Annotated in this window: 14 protein-coding genes; 11 read left to right on the top strand and 3 right to left on the bottom strand. The window is 59.9% G+C overall.

All coding sequences use genetic code 11. The annotated features are described in order from the left end of the window. The first annotated feature begins 97 nt into the window (after positions 1 to 97). From J1777_RS05870 to J1777_RS05840, 7 genes are all read left to right on the top strand, one after another. Positions 98 to 1072 carry an HNH endonuclease gene (locus J1777_RS05870; RefSeq protein WP_207574885.1) on the top strand — a complete coding sequence of 325 codons (975 nt, stop codon included), beginning with the start codon at positions 98 to 100 and terminating at the stop codon, positions 1070 to 1072. Positions 1073 to 1280: 208 nt separating this feature from the next. Then, positions 1281 to 2480 carry a DUF2325 domain-containing protein gene (locus J1777_RS05865; RefSeq protein WP_207574884.1) on the top strand — a complete coding sequence of 400 codons (1200 nt, stop codon included), beginning with the start codon at positions 1281 to 1283 and terminating at the stop codon, positions 2478 to 2480. Positions 2481 to 2534: 54 nt separating this feature from the next. Then, the gene (locus tag J1777_RS05860) at positions 2535 to 3992 is read left to right on the top strand and encodes a coniferyl aldehyde dehydrogenase (RefSeq protein ID WP_207574883.1); all 1458 of its coding nucleotides are present in this window, start codon (positions 2535 to 2537) and stop codon (positions 3990 to 3992) included. Between the two features lie 104 nt (positions 3993 to 4096). Further along, positions 4097 to 4327 (top strand): DUF3460 family protein, encoded by a 231-nt coding sequence (locus tag J1777_RS05855; RefSeq protein WP_207574882.1) that lies wholly within the window; start codon positions 4097 to 4099, stop codon positions 4325 to 4327. Positions 4328 to 4375: 48 nt separating this feature from the next. After that, the gene (locus J1777_RS05850) at positions 4376 to 5263 is read left to right on the top strand and encodes a segregation and condensation protein A (protein WP_207574881.1); all 888 of its coding nucleotides are present in this window, start codon (positions 4376 to 4378) and stop codon (positions 5261 to 5263) included. A 49-nt stretch (positions 5264 to 5312) separates the two neighbouring features. Beyond that, positions 5313 to 6902 carry an L-aspartate oxidase gene (nadB, locus tag J1777_RS05845; protein WP_207574880.1) on the top strand — a complete coding sequence of 530 codons (1590 nt, stop codon included), beginning with the start codon at positions 5313 to 5315 and terminating at the stop codon, positions 6900 to 6902. 376 nt (positions 6903 to 7278) lie between these two features. Further along, on the top strand, positions 7279 to 8760 hold the full coding sequence (locus J1777_RS05840; protein WP_207574879.1) for a SulP family inorganic anion transporter: 1482 nt from the start codon (positions 7279 to 7281) through the stop codon (positions 8758 to 8760). A 383-nt stretch (positions 8761 to 9143) separates the two neighbouring features. On the opposite strand, the gene J1777_RS05835 is transcribed toward J1777_RS05840, so the two are convergent. Further along, positions 9144 to 10178 carry a porin gene (locus J1777_RS05835; RefSeq protein ID WP_207574878.1) on the bottom strand — a complete coding sequence of 345 codons (1035 nt, stop codon included), beginning with the start codon at positions 10176 to 10178 and terminating at the stop codon, positions 9144 to 9146. Positions 10179 to 10313: 135 nt separating this feature from the next. Between J1777_RS05835 and panD the strand changes: the two genes are divergently transcribed. Both panD and J1777_RS05825 read left to right on the top strand, forming a co-directional pair. Next, the gene (gene panD / locus J1777_RS05830) at positions 10314 to 10694 is read left to right on the top strand and encodes an aspartate 1-decarboxylase (protein ID WP_207574877.1); all 381 of its coding nucleotides are present in this window, start codon (positions 10314 to 10316) and stop codon (positions 10692 to 10694) included. A gap of 28 nt (positions 10695 to 10722) precedes the next feature. Beyond that, on the top strand, positions 10723 to 12246 hold the full coding sequence (locus tag J1777_RS05825) for a GGDEF domain-containing protein (RefSeq protein WP_207574876.1): 1524 nt from the start codon (positions 10723 to 10725) through the stop codon (positions 12244 to 12246). 158 nt (positions 12247 to 12404) lie between these two features. Here J1777_RS05825 and nadA read toward each other — a convergent pair whose 3' ends face one another. Together nadA and nadC are read right to left on the bottom strand one after the other, a co-directional pair. Next, positions 12405 to 13526: a quinolinate synthase NadA gene (gene nadA / locus J1777_RS05820; RefSeq protein ID WP_207574875.1), complete on the bottom strand. Its 1122-nt coding sequence runs from the start codon at positions 13524 to 13526 to the stop codon at positions 12405 to 12407. Then, on the bottom strand, positions 13526 to 14371 hold the full coding sequence (nadC, locus tag J1777_RS05815; RefSeq protein WP_207574874.1) for a carboxylating nicotinate-nucleotide diphosphorylase: 846 nt from the start codon (positions 14369 to 14371) through the stop codon (positions 13526 to 13528). Before nadC ends, nadA begins: the two co-directional genes overlap by 1 nt. 231 nt (positions 14372 to 14602) lie before the next feature. On the opposite strand from nadC, the gene panB reads away from it, so the two are divergent. Further along, positions 14603 to 15484: a 3-methyl-2-oxobutanoate hydroxymethyltransferase gene (gene panB, locus J1777_RS05810; RefSeq protein WP_207574873.1), complete on the top strand. Its 882-nt coding sequence runs from the start codon at positions 14603 to 14605 to the stop codon at positions 15482 to 15484. 159 nt (positions 15485 to 15643) lie between these two features. After that, positions 15644 to 16492, top strand: a complete 849-nt coding sequence (gene panC / locus J1777_RS05805) for a pantoate--beta-alanine ligase (protein ID WP_207574872.1) — start codon at positions 15644 to 15646, stop codon at positions 16490 to 16492. Positions 16493 to 16507 lie beyond the last annotated feature (15 nt).

The raw sequence follows: 16507 nt of genomic DNA, 5'->3' as shown, positions 1-16507 counted from the left end.
AAAAGCGCTCAAGCGGGATGCTACATCGCTGGAGCAGCTTACTTATAGTTGGCACGGAGGGGCAGAGCCATAAGAACTTTTCTAAAGGAGATTGAAGATGAGCGAGCTTGACAGTAAACCGATGATGAGACCGATTGCGTTGAAAAATGTGAATTGCGCATATTGTGGACGCGACTTCAGCGATGAGCTGCCGTCTACTAGAGAGCACGTAATCGGAAGACGGTTTGTTCCCAAAGGCTCTTTAGCGGTGCAATGGAATCTGATTCTGAATGCCTGTCGTTACTGCAACAATAAGAAATCACATTTAGAAGGTGACATATCTGTCATCACGATGCTACCCACGCATGTAGAGCGCGAGGCAGCCACTGAGACAGTCTTGTCCAAAGAAATAGCGCGTAAGGCGGCTAAAGCAATTAGCGAACGAACTAAAAAACCCGTTTCTAAAAGTCAGGAAGCAATTCAACTTGAATTTGAGCGAGGGGCGGCGAAGATCTCAACAGAATTTTTTGCGCCCCCACAAATAGATCACAGCCGTGTCTACAAATTGGCACAGTTCCATTTCACGGCATTTTTTTTCTTGATCACTTACAACGAATCCACTCGTCGAGGTGGCTTCGTGTTGGGCGATTACATGCACTTCGGATTTTTTCGGAGAGAAAACTGGGGTGCTGTGGATGCTTTATGGTTCTTACAACTTACGGAGAGCTGGGAGCATCGGTGTGCTGGAGATGGTGCAGATGGGTTCTTTCGGATCCACATTCGGAAATGTCCAGGAGCGAATGTTTGGTCTTTTGCCGTTGAGTGGAATCAATCACATCGTGTTCTGGCCTTTGCAGGTGATCCGCAGGAAATTCAGCGACTGTTGGAGTCTGTACCTAACGCCGTTAGCACTTGGGTCAGATTACGAGATGGCAATCTTGTGCGACTTACTGAGAGTATCTCGCTAGACCCCAGCATCGACACCCTGTTCGCCCAGATAGAAGCTGCACCAGCCAGCGCGGATTGGCGAGTCGGGGACGCTGCTGACTTGCCAGAAACGAACAAGCCGTCCTTGGGCGGCCTGTTTCATTAAAAGATAGTGCCAAAGGGAATGCCAAAAAGCGCCAAAGACCGCGCCGATTAGCGCCAAAGGTTGCGCCGCGCCATCCTTTGCATAAAAAGCAGCAAGATTAACAGCCGCGCTGCACGCAGAGCAGGGCGCAAGGCAAAAACTTCTTGAATGAGAGTAATTCTTATTTAAAATAAGAATCGTTCTTATTTAACTTTTCTGGAGCTTGTTTATGTGTGCCGCTTGCAGCCCTTCGCCCACCGCTTCCACTGGCTCACGCCGCCGTCGTTTGTGGGATTTGCCCCAGCAATGCCATTGCCCGGTGATAGGCGTGTGCTTTCCTTTGGCACGGCTGCGCCAGTTGGTACACAAAGCCTTGGGCAATCCGCCCGTGGCCGATGACTACGACATCCACCTGGGGGCGGTGGCCGAATGCGCAAAGCGCAGCCGGCTGACCGAGCTGCTGCACAAAGATGTTGAAGCGCGGTTTGCCCCACATATTCGCGCTTTTCGGCAGGCCAAAGAGGCCAAAGCCGTCGCCCAGCTGTGGGCCCAGGCGGTGCGTTTGGGTGATGTTTCTGGTGCTTTTTGGGCTGCGCTGACCCATCCACGCTGCGACGAAGCCTTGCAAGAAGTGCTGCTGCGCGACATGCACATGCTGCAGCACCAGGCCGGTGCGGCGGTGCGGGTGGATCTGCACCAGTTCCAGGCCTTGAGCAAAGAAAACGCGGTGCTGACCCAGGAGCTGGGCAAGGTGCAAGAGCGTTGCACGCGGGTGATCAACGAAAAATCCACCGAAATCGAGCAACTGCACGCCGAGCTGGTCCATGTGCGCGCCAGCAATATTGGCCAGGCCACGCAAATTCGGTTTTTGCAGCAAGACATTGAGCAGCTGAAAAATGCCCAGCCCGCGCACGACCAAGTCGCCAAGTTGCAGAAAAAACTGGCCCTGCTGACCGAGCACCAACACCAGTTGCAAACCCAAAATGCCGAACTGCGCCACGCCCTGGCCCAGGCCGAGCGCTTGGTGCGCCAGCAAGCCATCGAAAGCCTGCAACCCGCCCCTGTTGCGGCTGAGCCAGTGTCTGAGCCGGCCTTGCAGCTGCACGCCAAAAAAGTGGTGTGCGTTGGGGGCCGCCACACCAATGTGGCCAACTACCGCGCGGTGATTGAGCAGGCCGGTGGCCAGTTTGCCCACCACGATGGCGGCATTGACGATAAGCACAGCGCCCTGGATGCCGTGCTGGCAGCAGCCGATTTGGTGATCTGCCAAACCGGCTGCATCAGCCACAACGCCTATTGGCGGGTGAAAGATTTTTGCAAACGCATGGGCAAGCAATGCGTGTTTGTGGACAATCCCAGCGCCACCTCTTTTAGCCGCAGTTTGCGGGGGGTGCAGCTGACTGCTGCGCCCACCACGGTTGCGGAGTAATCCGCACCAGCACACTGGCGCGCACAGAGCCTGCCCAGCCTGAAAGCCACTGCCATGCTCCCTTTTTTATCCCCGGCACCAGCGCATTTGCCTGCGCTTTTGCGCGACAGCTTTGCCTTGCAACGCTCGGCCTTTCAGCAGCAGCGCAACCCCAGCGTAGATGAGCGCCGAGCCGATCTGCGCCAGCTGCACCGCTTGCTGGTGGAGCACCGCGCAGCCATCGTCGATGCCGTGCAGCAGGACTATGGTTGCCGCAGCCGCTTTGAGACGCTGCTCACAGAATTGCTGCAAGGCCAAGAGGCTACGCTGGCTGCGCTGCGCCACCTTAAGCGGTGGATGCGCCCGCAACAACGCCGCTTGGACATGCTGCAATACCCGCTGGCGCGGGCTTACACCTTTGCCCAGCCGCTGGGTGTGGTGGGCATCGTGGTACCGTGGAATTTTCCTGTAGCGATGGCTTTTCAGCCGCTGATTGGTGCCTTTGCCGCAGGCAACCGGGCGATGGTCAAAATGTCAGAAAACTCTGGCCATCTGGCGCGGCTGCTGCAGCGCATCAGCCCGCAGTATTTCCCGGCGGACAAGCTGTGCTTTTTTGCCGACGACGATGCCGGGCCAGGGCAGTCGCTGGGCCCGCTGTTTACGCAACTGCCTTTCGACCATTTGTTTTTTACCGGCTCGCCACAGACCGGCCAAGCCGTGATGGCCAATGCCGCCATCCACCTCACCCCCGTCACGCTGGAGCTGGGGGGCAAGTCCCCCGCCATCGTGGCCCCGGACTTTGCGCTGGACCAAGCCGCCGAGCGCCTGCTGTGGGCCAAGCTGCTCAATGCCGGGCAGATTTGCACCAATGTGGACTACCTGCTGCTGCCCGAGGGGCGCGAGCAAGCCTTTATCGAGCACGCCCGGCGCATTGCTGCAGCGCGTTTTCCCAACCTGCTCAATGGCGACTACACCGCCATCATCGACCAGCGCCAGTACGACCGGCTGCAGGCCATGCTGAAAGACGCACAAGCGCAGGGCGCAACCCTGATCCCCCTGCTGCCGGGCCAAGCGGGCGATGCTGCACGGCGCATCTTGCCGCCCGTTCTGGTGCTAAATGCCACCCCCGCCATGCAGGTGCTGCAGCGCGAAATTTTTGGCCCCATCCTGCCCATCCTGACCTACCGCAGCCACGAGGAGGTTGTGCAGTACATCAACGCCCGCCAGCACCCGCTGGCGCTGTACATCTACAGCCATGACAAGGCGGTGCAGGATTTTTACCTGCACCACACCCTCTCGGGCGGTGTCAGCATCAACGACAGCTTGATCCACACGGGCCTGCACAATCTGCCGTTTGGTGGCGTGGGCCACAGCGGCATGGGCCACTACCACGGCTATGAAGGTTTTTTAACGTTTTCCAAGCTGCGCCCCGTCTTCCAGCAAAGCCGCTGGCGCACGGTGGACCTGCTCATGCCGCCGTATGGCAAGCGGGCCTACCAGCTGCTCAAATTCATGTTCTGGCGCAATCGGTGAGCGCGGGCGGCGCGTTGGGGCTGCAGGCGCTGGCCCAGGCCGTCCAATGCAAGATTGCGCCTTAGAATCGGCCCTTTTGTCCAACTGCCGCGAAAGCCCTCGCCATGTCTATTTTTGCCCGCCCCCACTACACGTCGGAAGCGACCAACTTCATTGAACAGCTGAAAAAAGACAAGCCCCAGCTCGATGCCCAGCAACAGCAAGGCCGCAGCCTGCTGTGGGACAAAGAGGTGGATGCCGACGTTTGGCAAGACTACCGCGCCGGCAAAGTGGCGCAAAAGGCCTACGTGTACTACTCCTACACCCCGGTGGGCAAGCGCACCACCCCCATCTAAAGCGGGCCTTGCTGCCGCCGCCTTTGCCCATCGCCTCTGCCGACCGTGATGGATGCCGTCAGCCCGCTTGCGGCTGATATTGCTCCCTTAGCCGACACCGCGCCACCTGCTCTGACCGACCAGGTGGCTTTGGCGCGTCTGTACGGGCAGCCGCTGTTCAAGATTCCACACGACCTGTACATCCCGCCCGATGCGCTGGAAGTGTTTTTGGAAGCCTTTGAGGGGCCGCTAGATTTGCTGCTGTATTTGATCCGCAAGCAAAACTTCAACATCTTGGACATTCCGCTGGTGCAGGTGACCGACCAGTACCTGGGCTATGTGGAAGAAATCCGCAGCCGCAATCTGGAGCTGGCCGCCGAATACCTGCTCATGGCCGCCATGCTGATTGAAATCAAATCGCGCATGCTGCTGCCGCCCAAGGCCAAAGAGGGTGAGGACGAAGCCGCCGACCCCCGCGCCGAGCTGGTGCGCCGCCTGCTCGAATACGAAAAGATGAAACTGGCCGCCCAGCAAATCAACGCCTTGCCCCACCATGGCCGCGATTTTGTGCAGGCCCAGGTGCTGATTGAGCAAAGCTTGCCGCAGCGCTTTCCTGACGTGGACGTTGCCGAGCTGCAAGCCGCCTGGCGCGACATCGTGCGCCGCGCCAAGCTGGTGCAGCACCACCACATCTCGCGCGAGGCGCTGTCGGTGCGCGAGTACATGAGCCGCGTGCTCAAACAACTGCAAGGCCAGCGCTTTGTCCCGTTTGAAGCCGTTTTTGCGCCAGAGCAAGGCAGCGCCGTCCTGGTCGTCACCTTTATCGCCCTGCTAGAGCTGGCCAAAGAAAGTTTGTTGGAAATTACCCAGGCCGAAGCCTTTGCCCCCATTTACCTGCGTTTGACCTATTCCTCGGCCCTGCCTGTGCAGGCGCTTAAAACGGTCGAAGCAAACTAACACCCCCCGCCAGACCCACGCGGGTCATGGCGAGCCACTGAAAGTAGCCATGACACACACCACCACCCAAGACTTTGACGTTCTGATTGTCGGCAGCGGTTTGGCCGGCTTGACCGCCGCCCTGCAGCTGGCCCCCACACACCGCGTGGCAGTGATTACCAAGCGCCAGTTGCAAGACGGCTCCAGCGGCTGGGCCCAGGGTGGCATTGCCGCCGTACTGGCCGAGGACGACAGCTTTGATGCCCACGTGCAAGACACCCTGACCGCAGGCGCTGGCCTGTGCGACCTGGCCTCTACCCGCTATGTGGTCGAGAACGCCCCCGACACCATTGCCTGGCTGCAACAATTAGGCGTGCCTTTTTCTCAGGAAGACGGCTGCTTGCACCTGACGCGCGAAGGCGGCCACAGCGCCCGGCGCATCGTGCATGCCACCGATGCCACCGGCGCGGCCGTGCAGCAAACGCTGATTGCCCATGTGCGCCAAATGCCCAACATCACCCTGCTGGAGCAGCACACCCTGGTCGATCTGATCACCAGCCGCAAACTGGGCTTGCCCGGCCCACAGCGCTGCCTGGGCCTGTATGCGCTGGACGGGGCCACCGACGAAGTCATCACCTTCCGCGCCCCGCACACCATCTTGGCCACCGGCGGAGCGGGCAAGGTGTACCTCTACACCACCAACCCCGACACCGCCACGGGCGATGGCATCGCCGCCGCGTGGCGGGCCGGGTGCCGGGTGGCGAACTTGGAGTTCATCCAGTTTCACCCCACCTGCCTGTACCACCCCAATGAAAAATCTTTTTTAATCAGCGAAGCCGTGCGCGGCGAGGGCGGACAACTCAAGTTGCCCGACGGCACGCGTTTCATGCCCCAGCACGATGCGCGCGAAGAGCTGGCCCCGCGCGACATCGTGGCCCGCGCCATTGACTTTGAGATGAAAAAGCACGGCCTCGATTGCGTGCACCTGGACATCTCGCACCAAAGCCCGCAATTTTTGCAAGAGCACTTCCCTAACATCCTGGCGCGGTGCGCCGAGCTGGGCATCGACATCACCCAAGAGCCCATCCCCGTCGTCCCCGCTGCCCACTACACCTGCGGCGGCGTGCTGACCGACCTGGGCGGGCGCACCGACATTGCCAACCTGTACGCCATTGGCGAAACCGCCTGCACCGGCCTGCACGGGGCCAACCGCCTGGCCAGCAACTCACTGCTGGAATGCATGGTGTTTGCCCGTGCCGCTGCCAAGCACATTCAAGCCACCCCCCTTGCCGACCGCCCCGCGCTGCCCATGTGGGACGACAGCCGCGTCACCGATGCCGACGAGGCCGTGGTCATCTCGCACAACTGGGACGAACTGCGCCGCTTCATGTGGGACTACGTGGGCATAGTGCGCACCAACAAACGGCTGGAGCGGGCCGCCCACCGCATCGCCCTGCTGCAAAGCGAGATCCAAGAGTTCTACGCCAACTTCCACGTCACGCGCGACCTGCTGGAGCTGCGCAACCTGGTGCAAGTGGCCGAGCTGATCGTGCGCAGCGCCCAAATGCGCCACGAAAGCCGCGGCCTGCACTTCAGCCGCGACTGGCCCGATTTGGCCGCCCCCGCGGCCTCGACGATTTTGGTGCCGCCGGTGAAGTAGTGGGGGTGGGTCAATGGGGCAATCGGATAGTGGAGTTATGACCGTTATTGACCCGTTGCAGCCTTTCAAATCCAACCGTGTAATAGTGCTTTGCCTCCTTCGCTACACTTATTTTTAATGGCTGCTCTTGCTCACTTCACGCAACAACCGGTTGATTACCGGGGCGCAGCCCTGCCTCGCGGACGCTTCCGCTCCGTCACTCCGCCCTAATCTGGGCACCAGCGCAGCAAGAACGCTTTACTTCTTGCCCCCACCTGTTTGTATTGCCTATAGCTAGAGCTATAGGCTTGCTCGCTTTTTCATTGCGCCTACTCCTGCCCGTCATGCAGGTTGTTTTGGTGCGTTCTACCCCTCTTTGCGGAGGGCGCTTGTGCTTATGTCTCTCGAAAAAATCAGAACCGTGTGGTTCTCTAATGTCCGTGGCGATTTGCTGGCGGGTGTCGTTGTTGCTTTGGCACTTATTCCTGAGGCCATTGCTTTTTCCATCATTGCTGGTGTTGACCCCAAGGTGGGGCTGTATGCCTCCTTTGCGATTGCCACGCTTATTGCTTTTGTTGGCGGGCGACCTGGCATGATTTCAGCCGCTACTGGTGCTATGGCGCTGGTGATGGTGACGCTGGTAAAAGAGCATGGACTGGACTATTTGCTGGCAGCCACCATACTTGCTGGTGTGCTCCAAATACTGGCTGGTTTCTTACGCTTGGGCCAGCTCATGCAGTTTGTCTCTCGTTCCGTGGTGACGGGCTTTGTGAATGCATTGGCTATATTGATTTTTATGGCTCAACTGCCAGAGCTTACGAATGTCACTTGGCATGTCTATGCGATGACTGCTGCAGGGCTTGCCATCATTTATGGCTTGCCGTACATCACCAAAGCCGTTCCTTCGCCTTTGGTTGCCATCATCGTTTTAAGCATCGCCTATGTGGTTCTTGGGTTGGACATTCGCACGGTTGGCGACATGGGCGCACTCCCTGATAGCCTGCCGAGCTTCTTCATTCCCAATGTCCCTTTCACTTGGGAGACACTGCAAATCATCCTGCCGTATTCCGCCACCCTTTGTGTCGTGGGCCTGCTGGAATCGCTCATGACGGCCACCATCGTCGATGACATGACAGACACTACGAGCAACAAAGACCGTGAATGCGTCGGCCAAGGTATCGCCAACGTTGCTACAGGTTTTGTAGGCGGTATGGCCGGTTGCGCCATGATTGGTCAGTCGGTCATTAACGTGAAGTCTGGGGGACGAGGGCGCTTGTCTACGTTGACCGCAGGTGTAGTGTTGCTGATACTGGTTGTATTTCTTGGCGATTGGGTCAAACAGATCCCCATGGCCGCTTTGGTTGCAGTCATGGTGATGGTGTCGATTGGCACCTTCAACTGGCGCTCCATCAAAGACTTGGTTGCCCACCCCAAAACATCCAGCGTTGTGATGCTCGCTACCGTCGTTGTGACTGTTGCAACCCATGACTTGGCCAAGGGAGTGCTTACTGGCGTTCTTCTGTCCGGTGTGTTCTTTGCCCACAAGGTGCGACGTATTTTGGACGTCACCTCTAGTCTCAGCCCAGACGGCAAACAACGCACCTATTTTGTTTCAGGGCAAGTATTTTTTGCCTCTTCTGAAAGCTTCATTGCTAGGTTTGACTACCTTGAACAGGTGGAGCGCATCTGTATTGATGTGAGCCAGACTCAGTTTTGGGATTTGACCTCAGTCGAGGCACTTGACCGGGTAGTGTTCAAACTACGACGCGGCGGAACAAAGGTTGAAGTGCGAGGACTAGATGCGAGAAGCGCCAAGTTGGTCGAACAGTTCGCCGTTTATCCAAAAAGTGAAAGCACTAGCTACGTAAAACTTCATTAAGTTACGAGCCTAGAGCGGACTACTTCACTGCACTTTGACCAGACTAGGTAGGAAGAATCTACTGAGAAGCCTCCGCCCAATGACTGCTATGAACATCAGCAGTCATTTGCATTTCTGAGGTGAACGACTGAAGTCAGCCTCGACCAGTCGTTCGCGATAATGCCCTGGACGCCAGCTTTTGGCCGAAAGGTGGCAACTACTAAACCCAGCAATCCTTTGGCAGATCGAGGGCAGTACTCCAGCGCTGATTCACTCCCTTTGCATGAACGCGCAGGCACAGCCGCAACACCACAACAAAAAACGGCTGCGAAAAATATTTCGCAGCCGCCTCCTCTGTCAAAAGGAATGAAAGCGTTGCGGCACCCAGCGCCGCAATGAGGGGGTTAGAAGTTGTGGCGCAGGCCCAGCTCGTAACCGGTGGCGTTTTTGCCCGCTGCCACGGTGTGCGCCAGCGAGGTGCCCAGCTTGCGGGTGGCGTTGTCGTCGTTGCTCATGTGGGCCACGGTGGCGTACAGCTCGGTGCGTTTGGACAGTTTGTAGCCATAGCCCAGGGCCAGGCGCACCGAGTCGCGCTCGTTGCGCTTTTTGTCTTTGTACCAAGACACGGCGGCCCGCACTTCGCCCGGGCCGACGGGCGCTTTCACGCCCACGCTGTACAAATCGACGCGCTGGTTGTTGCCGCGCTCTGAGGCAATCAGCACCATGGGCGTGAGCATGCCAAAGTTGTAGGACGCGCCCAGGTTGAAAGTTTTGTAGTTGATGGTGTCGGCCGCAGTGCCGCCCTTGGTGGTGCCGTAGCCCAGCGCCACGTTCAGCGGGCCGTTGCCATAGCCCAGGCGCACCCCCATGCTGCTGGACAGGCTGTTGCTATTGCCCTTGGCTTTTTCACCAAAAGCATAGCTGGCCTGGCCGTAGAAGCCGTTCATTTTGGGCAGCAGGTAGCTGATGCTGTTGGAGTAGCGCTTGGGGTTGCTCCCTTCGATGGTGCCGGCGGCGGAGCTGCTGATCAGGTTGTGCCCATTGATTGCGCCCATGCCCGAATCGCCAAAGGCGTGGAAGGTTTCCAGGTTTTGGTAAGTGGGGGTTTTGTCGCGGCCCAGGCGCACTTCGCCGAAGTTGCCCAGCAGGCCGATGGTGGAGCGGCGGTCGAACTTGAAGCCCGAGCCCCCATCGTCCACGTTGATGCCCCCTTCCAGCCAGAAACTGGCTTTCAGGCCGTTGCCCAGGTCTTCCACACCGCGAAACCCGAGGCGGCTGCTGGCGTTGCCACCATTGGCCAGGCCGGTGACAGAGCCATCCTTGGTAGAAACATGGGCGACAGAGGCATCCACCACCCCAAAAAGGGTAACGCTGGAGCTTTGGGCCAAAGCGCCGCCGGTGGCGGTGAGTGCAGCAAGGGCAAAAAGTGTGGTTTTCATAAAGTCTTCACTACGGTATTGGTTTAATGAAATAGCTATCTATGCAATAGCCCGGAGGCTGCGGCTATTACACGGACGGTATGTGACAAATTCGTGAAAACCTGCATAGACTTCGCGTTTTTTACGAGAGACACCATGTACCGCACCCTGCTCAAATCGAAAATCCACCGCGTCAAAACCACGCACTGCGAGCTGCACTACGAAGGCTCGTGCGCCATTGACGAAGACCTGATGGATGCCGCCAACATCATGGAAAACGAACAGATTCACATCTGGAACGTTGATAACGGCGAGCGCTTTGTCACCTACGCCATCAAGGGCGAGCGCGGCAGCGGCATGATCTCGGTGAACGGCTCGGCCGCCCGCCGTGCCTGCACGGGCGATTTGCTCATCATTGCCAGCTTTGCCCAGGTGGCCGAAGAAAAAGTGGCCAGCCACCAGCCCCAACTGGTGTTTGTGAACGAAAAAAACCAGCAGGTCGAGCTGCGCCACAAAGTGCCCACGCAAATGCTTTGATACGCAGGGGTTGTTTATTTTTTTGCTTATGCGTCGCTGGCTGCCAGCCCTGGGGCTGTGCTGGGCCTGTGCCCACGCCGCCACCGAGTGCCCGCAGCCGGCGCGGGTGCAGCTGCGCCAGCCCGTGGTCGTCACGGCGCAGGAGCAGGCCGCGTTGCAGCAACTGCCCCAGCCGCTGCGCGTGGTTGCCGTGGGCACCCCGCCTTTGGCCCTGTACGACCAGGCCCATGACCGCTACAGCGGCTTGGGCATTGATGCCCTGTGCTTTATCAGTGCGCAATTGGGGCTGCGCTTTCATATCGAAAGCGCCCAGCATCTCAAAGTGCTGGAAAAAATAGCCCTGGTGCAAAACGGGCAGGCCGATATTTTTTTGCCCCTCAGTCCCACGCCCGAGCGCAGCCAGCGCGGGCATTTCACCGCGCCGCTGTACCAAAGCCACTACGTGGCCATTGCCCGCAAAGGGCAAATGCAGGAGGTCGCGAGTACCGCAGACTTGGCCCGCTATCGGGTGGGGGTGGTCGCTGGTGTGGCGCTGGAGCCGATCTTGCAGCAAAGCATCCCGCAGCTGCTGCGCTTTCGCGAGTCGTTTTCGGCGGGTGGTTTGTTTGATGCCCTGCGCGATGGGCAGATTGACATTGCCGTCTTTAGTCGCGATTTTTATCAGGAGCAGCGCTACCACTACGAGCTGTTTGACCTGGAGATCATCCATGCGCTCAAAGAATACCCGCGCAGCTATGGCTTTTACCTGGGGCAAAGTGACGCGCACCGCACCCTGGCCCAGGTGATGGGCCGCTATGTGCAGGCACTGGACACCAGCGCCTCGCTGCAAGCCCATACGCAAGGCGAGCGCCAGCTCATTGAGCGCTATTTGGCCCAGCGCCAGCAACGCAGCGCATGGCAGGCGGCCAGCATCGGTGCGGCCTTGCTCGCCGTGGTGGCCTTGGTGGCGCTGCACTATTACCGCCGCCTGACCCGCCAACTGGCGCGCAGCAACCAACAAATCCGCACCCAACAGCACGCCTTGCAAGCCGCCAATGCGCAGCTGGAGCGCGTCAGCCAAACCGATGCCCTGACCCATCTGGCCAACCGCCGCCGGTACGACCAGGTGCTGGCGCAAGAGTACGCCCGCTGCCAGCGCAGCGGCAGCCCGTTGAGCCTGCTGATGCTGGACCTCGATTTTTTCAAAGCCGTGAATGACCACTACGGCCATGCCACGGGGGACGACTACCTGTATGCGGTGGCCCAGGTCTTGCAGCAGCACGCTACCCGAGCCAGCGATCTGGCGGCCCGCTACGGCGGGGAAGAGTTTGTTCTGCTGCTGCCCGATACCCCGCTGGCCCAGGCCGTGCAGATTGCCGAGGCCATTCGCGCTGCCGTGGCTGCCCTGGGCCTGGCCCACGCCCAATCCCTCTATGGGCACGTGACGGCCAGCATCGGCGTTGCCACCCTGGGGCCGCAGACCAGCAGCGCCCAGGCCCTGCAAGCGCAGGCTGATGCCCAGCTGTACCTGGCCAAGACACGGGGCCGCAACCAGGTAGCCCATGAACAATAAAGGAGCTGCTTGCGCTTATAAAACAAGGCTTTTGCCGCTAAAACATAGTAAAAACCTTGTGAATTGAGCGCCAGCAGCCATTAAAAAAGGCAAGGTATCCACCTTGCCTTTTGTTATTTTTGATAGCTAACCGCGCTTATATGGTGCCTGAAGTGGCCTCATGCCGCGCCAAAATGCGGCACCAAGGCCCCAGGGGATTGGCCGTTTTTCAGCCCGGCGGTAAAGGCCAGCATGCGGTCAATGGGCAGGCGGGCACGGGGGATCAGGGCCGGATCAACGTGGACGGCATTGGCCCCTGTCTCCAGCACATGGGCCACGCCCGCCAGGCCGTTCATGGCCATCCAGGGGCAGTGGGCGCAGCTTTTGCAGGTGGCGCTGTTGCCGGCAGTGGGCGCTTCGTAGAAGGTTTTGCTGGGGTTGAGCTGGCGCAGCTTGTGCATCATGCCCTTGTCGGTGGCAACGATAAATTCGCTGGCATCCAGGGTTTGCGCGGCTTTCAAGATGGCGCTGGTCGAGCCCACGGCATCGGCCAGGGCGACGACTTCGGCCGGGCTTTCCGGGTGGACAAGGATTTTGGCCTGCGGGTGCTCTTTTTTCAGCAGCTCCAGCTCCAGCGCCTTGAATTCATCGTGGACGATGCAGGCCCCGTTCCAAAACAGCATGTCCGCGCCGGTTTGCTGCTGGATGTAGCCACCCAGATGGCGATCGGGGGCCCAAAGGATTTTGTGGCCCTTGTCTTTGAGGGCGCTGACGATCTCCAGGGCGCAGCTGGAGGTGACCAGCCAATCGGCCCGCGCTTTGACGGCGGCGCTGGTGTTGGCGTACACCACCACGGTGCGATCGGGGTGCTGGTCGCAAAAAGCACTGAATTCATCCACCGGGCAACCCAAATCGAGCGAGCAGGTGGCATCCAGGTCGGGCATGAGCACGGTTTTTTCGGGCGAGAGGATTTTGGCCGTCTCGCCCATGAAGCGCACGCCGCTGACCACCAAGGTTTGCGCCGCGTGGTCGCGCCCAAAGCGGGCCATCTCTAGGCTGTCGCTGACGATGCCGCCGGTTTCTTCGGCCAAGTCCTGCAAATCGGGATGCACGTAGTAGTGCGACACCATGACGGCGTTTTTCTCTTTCAGCAGGCGGCGGATTTTGTCTTTCAGCGTCCCGCGCTCGGCCTGGCTGGGCTCAGGCGGCACGCGCGCCCAGGCGTATTTGGTGGCGCAAACAGCGCCTTCTTGCTCGGGTTGCTCGTATTCAACGTCAATAACATTCACAGCTTTGGTCATTACAGCTCCTGCATGCGCATGGAAAAGTCGGTGGCTTTGACATCCTTGGTCAAAACGCCAATGGAGATGCGATCGACCCCGGTCTCAGCCAAGGCGCGCAAGCTTTCAAACGTGACACCGCCGGAGATTTCCAAAATCGCCCGCCCGGCGTTGATGGCGACGGCCTGGCGCAAGTCGGCCAGGGGCATATTGTCCAGCAGCACCATCTTGGCCCCCGCCTCCAGCGCCTCGTGCAGCTGGGCCAGGGTTTCGACTTCAATTTCAATAAAACGGGCCTGGCCGGCGACTTTTTCCGCTTCGCGCAGCACCGGGGCAATGCCACCGGCGGCGGCAATGTGGTTTTCTTTGATCAGCACCGCGTCGTACAGGCCGATGCGGTGGTTTACCCCACCGCCGATTTTGACGGCGTACTTTTGCGCGATGCGCAGGCCGGGCAGGGTTTTGCGCGTATCCACAATCGCCGCCTTGGTGCCTTGTACGGCATCGACATAGTGGGCCGTTTTGCTGGCCACGCCCGAGAGCAGTTGCAAAAAGTTCAGCGCTGTGCGCTCGGCCGTGAGCAGGGCGCGGGCATCGCCCACCATCTCCAGCACCACCTGGTCGGGGGCGCAGCGCTGGCCCTCGGCCACATGCCAGGTCAATTGCACCTGGGGGTCCAGCGCCCGCAGCGCGGCTTCGGCCCAGGGCGCGCCACAAATCACCGCCGCTTCGCGCGCCAGAATGTGGGCGCGGATGCGTTGGTTGGCGGGCACCAGGGCAGCGGTCAGGTCGCCGCTGCCTACGTCTTCGGCCAAGGCGCGGCGCACATCGTCTTGTGCCTGGGCAGCAATGTTGTCAAAAGTCATACAGGGTAGGTGGATGGGGAAACCCACGTTGCGTTGTCTCGAAAGGGGGTTTTCAAGGGGGGCTTGAAGGGCGCCAAGCATAGCGGTATTACAAAAAGGTATGGCCCTTGCGGACAATGCCCAGCACGGCTTGGGCCAGGTGCCAATCCACACCCGTGTTGGCACAAGGCGGTGCATGGGCATAGACTTGCGGCTTTTCTTTTTGCAGCCCCTCCAAGAGAGAACTTTCCCATGTCCGCTGATACCGCCGCTGCTGGCACCCCTTACGGCACCATTCCGCCCGCCTCCCCCTTGCCCCAGCGCAAGCCCATCAGCCTGCCGCGCCTGGCGCAGCTGCGTGCGGCCGGGGAAAAAATCACCATGCTCACCGCCTACGATGCCACCTTTGCCGCCGTGGCCGATGCGGCCGGGGTGGAGACGATTTTGGTGGGCGATTCGCTGGGCATGGTCTGCCAGGGCCTGCCCAGCACCGTGGGCGTGAGCCTGGAGACGATGGCCTACCACACCGCCAGCGTGGCCCGGGGACTGCGCCGCGCCCAGGGTACCGCCTGGGTGGTGGCCGACTTGCCCTACGGCAGCTACCAAGAATCGGCCGAACAGGCCATGCGCAGCGCCACGGTGCTGATGCAGGCCGGGGCGCACATGGTCAAACTGGAGGGCGGTGGCTGGACCGCCCCGATCGTGCGTTTTTTGGTGGAGCGCGGCATCCCCGTGTGCGCCCACCTGGGCCTGACCCCGCAAACCGTGCATGCCCTGGGCGGCTACCGCGTGCAGGGCCGGGGCGATGAAGGCGCGGCCCAATTGCGCCGCCATGCGCTGCAGCTGCAAGACATGGGCGCGTCCATGCTGGTGCTGGAGATGGTGCCGGCCGAGCTGTCGGCCCGCCTCACCGAGGAGCTGCCGCACTGCCACACCATCGGCATTGGCGCGGGCAACGGCACCGCCGGCCAGGTGCTGGTGCTGCACGACATGCTGGGCATGAACCTGGGCAAGATGCCCAAATTTGTGCGCAACTTCATGCAGGAGACCGGCAGCATCAAAGAGGCCATGGCCGCTTACGTGCGCGCGGTAAAGGACGGCAGCTTTCCGGACAACACGCTGCACGCCTGGTAAATCACGTCTTGACCACCGCTTGATCCACTCTTTATCAATAGCTGTTACCGCTTTGAAATAAAGCGTTTCAAGGCCCATCAAGGCTGAAACCCTTTCTTTATCTGCGCGGCAAGCTCATTGTTTAAGCTTTTTGTTTACGCTTTTTATTGCCATTGAATCATGCAAGTCGTTCATACCATTGCCGATCTGCGCAGCGCCCTGGCTGGGCGTGGCCGCCCCGCCTTTGTGCCCACCATGGGCAATTTGCACGCGGGGCACATGGCCCTGGTGCGCCAAGCCAAACCCTTGGGCGAAGTGCTGGTGGCCAGCATCTTTGTCAATCGCCTGCAGTTTTTACCGCATGAAGATTTTGATAGCTACCCACGCACGCTGCAGGCCGATTGTGCGCAATTAGAGGCCCAAGGCTGCGACATCGTTTTCGCCCCCAAAGAAAGCGATCTGTACCCCCAGCCGCAGACGTTCACCGTCCACCCCGACCCGGCGCTGGCCGACATTTTGGAAGGGCACTTTCGCCCTGGCTTTTTCACCGGGGTCTGCACCGTGGTGCTCAAACTGTTTAATGCCGTGTTTGGCACCACCGGCGGCGGCACGGCGGTGTTTGGCAAAAAGGACTACCAGCAGCGCCTGGTCATTGAACGCATGGTGCAGCAGCTGGCGTTGCCGATCACCATCGTCGGGGCCGAAATCGCCCGCGCTGAAGGCGGTTTAGCCCTGAGTTCACGCAACGGCTACTTAAGCGCCGAGCAGCTGGAGCAAGCCCGCGCCCTGTCCGCCGCCCTGCACAGCCTGGCGCAAGCGGCCCGCCAAGGCCAGCAGCCCCTGCCGGTGCTGGAGGCGCAAACCACCCAAGCCCTCAATGCCCTGGGCTGGCAGACCGACTACCTGACGGTGCGCCTGCGCGACAGCCTGCAAAGCCCAGCCGCAGAGCAACTGGCCGACACCCCGCTGGTCGCCCTGGGCGCAGCCCGGCTGGGCAGCACGCGCTTGATTGACAACCTGGAGTTTTAAGCGTTCACCCGTCCG

The sequence above is a fragment of the Comamonas denitrificans genome, from assembly GCF_017368815.1.
GTDB classification, from domain to species: domain Bacteria; phylum Pseudomonadota; class Gammaproteobacteria; order Burkholderiales; family Burkholderiaceae_C; genus Comamonas; species Comamonas denitrificans.
The sequence above is the reverse complement of the archived record's forward strand: the minus strand, read 5'-3'. Positions and strand labels throughout refer to the sequence as shown.

Coding starts and splice junctions, on each gene's coding strand:
- J1777_RS05870 (WP_207574885.1), top strand. CDS start 98: ATGAGCGAGCTTGACAGTAAACCGATGATGAGACCGATTGCGTTGAAA.
- J1777_RS05865 (WP_207574884.1), top strand. CDS start 1,281: ATGTGTGCCGCTTGCAGCCCTTCGCCCACCGCTTCCACTGGCTCACGC.
- J1777_RS05860 (WP_207574883.1), top strand. CDS start 2,535: ATGCTCCCTTTTTTATCCCCGGCACCAGCGCATTTGCCTGCGCTTTTG.
- J1777_RS05855 (WP_207574882.1), top strand. CDS start 4,097: ATGTCTATTTTTGCCCGCCCCCACTACACGTCGGAAGCGACCAACTTC.
- J1777_RS05850 (WP_207574881.1), top strand. CDS start 4,376: ATGGATGCCGTCAGCCCGCTTGCGGCTGATATTGCTCCCTTAGCCGAC.
- nadB (WP_207574880.1), top strand. CDS start 5,313: ATGACACACACCACCACCCAAGACTTTGACGTTCTGATTGTCGGCAGC.
- J1777_RS05840 (WP_207574879.1), top strand. CDS start 7,279: ATGTCTCTCGAAAAAATCAGAACCGTGTGGTTCTCTAATGTCCGTGGC.
- J1777_RS05835 (WP_207574878.1), bottom strand. CDS start 10,178: ATGAAAACCACACTTTTTGCCCTTGCTGCACTCACCGCCACCGGCGGC.
- panD (WP_207574877.1), top strand. CDS start 10,314: ATGTACCGCACCCTGCTCAAATCGAAAATCCACCGCGTCAAAACCACG.
- J1777_RS05825 (WP_207574876.1), top strand. CDS start 10,723: ATGCGTCGCTGGCTGCCAGCCCTGGGGCTGTGCTGGGCCTGTGCCCAC.
- nadA (WP_207574875.1), bottom strand. CDS start 13,526: ATGACCAAAGCTGTGAATGTTATTGACGTTGAATACGAGCAACCCGAG.
- nadC (WP_207574874.1), bottom strand. CDS start 14,371: ATGACTTTTGACAACATTGCTGCCCAGGCACAAGACGATGTGCGCCGC.
- panB (WP_207574873.1), top strand. CDS start 14,603: ATGTCCGCTGATACCGCCGCTGCTGGCACCCCTTACGGCACCATTCCG.
- panC (WP_207574872.1), top strand. CDS start 15,644: ATGCAAGTCGTTCATACCATTGCCGATCTGCGCAGCGCCCTGGCTGGG.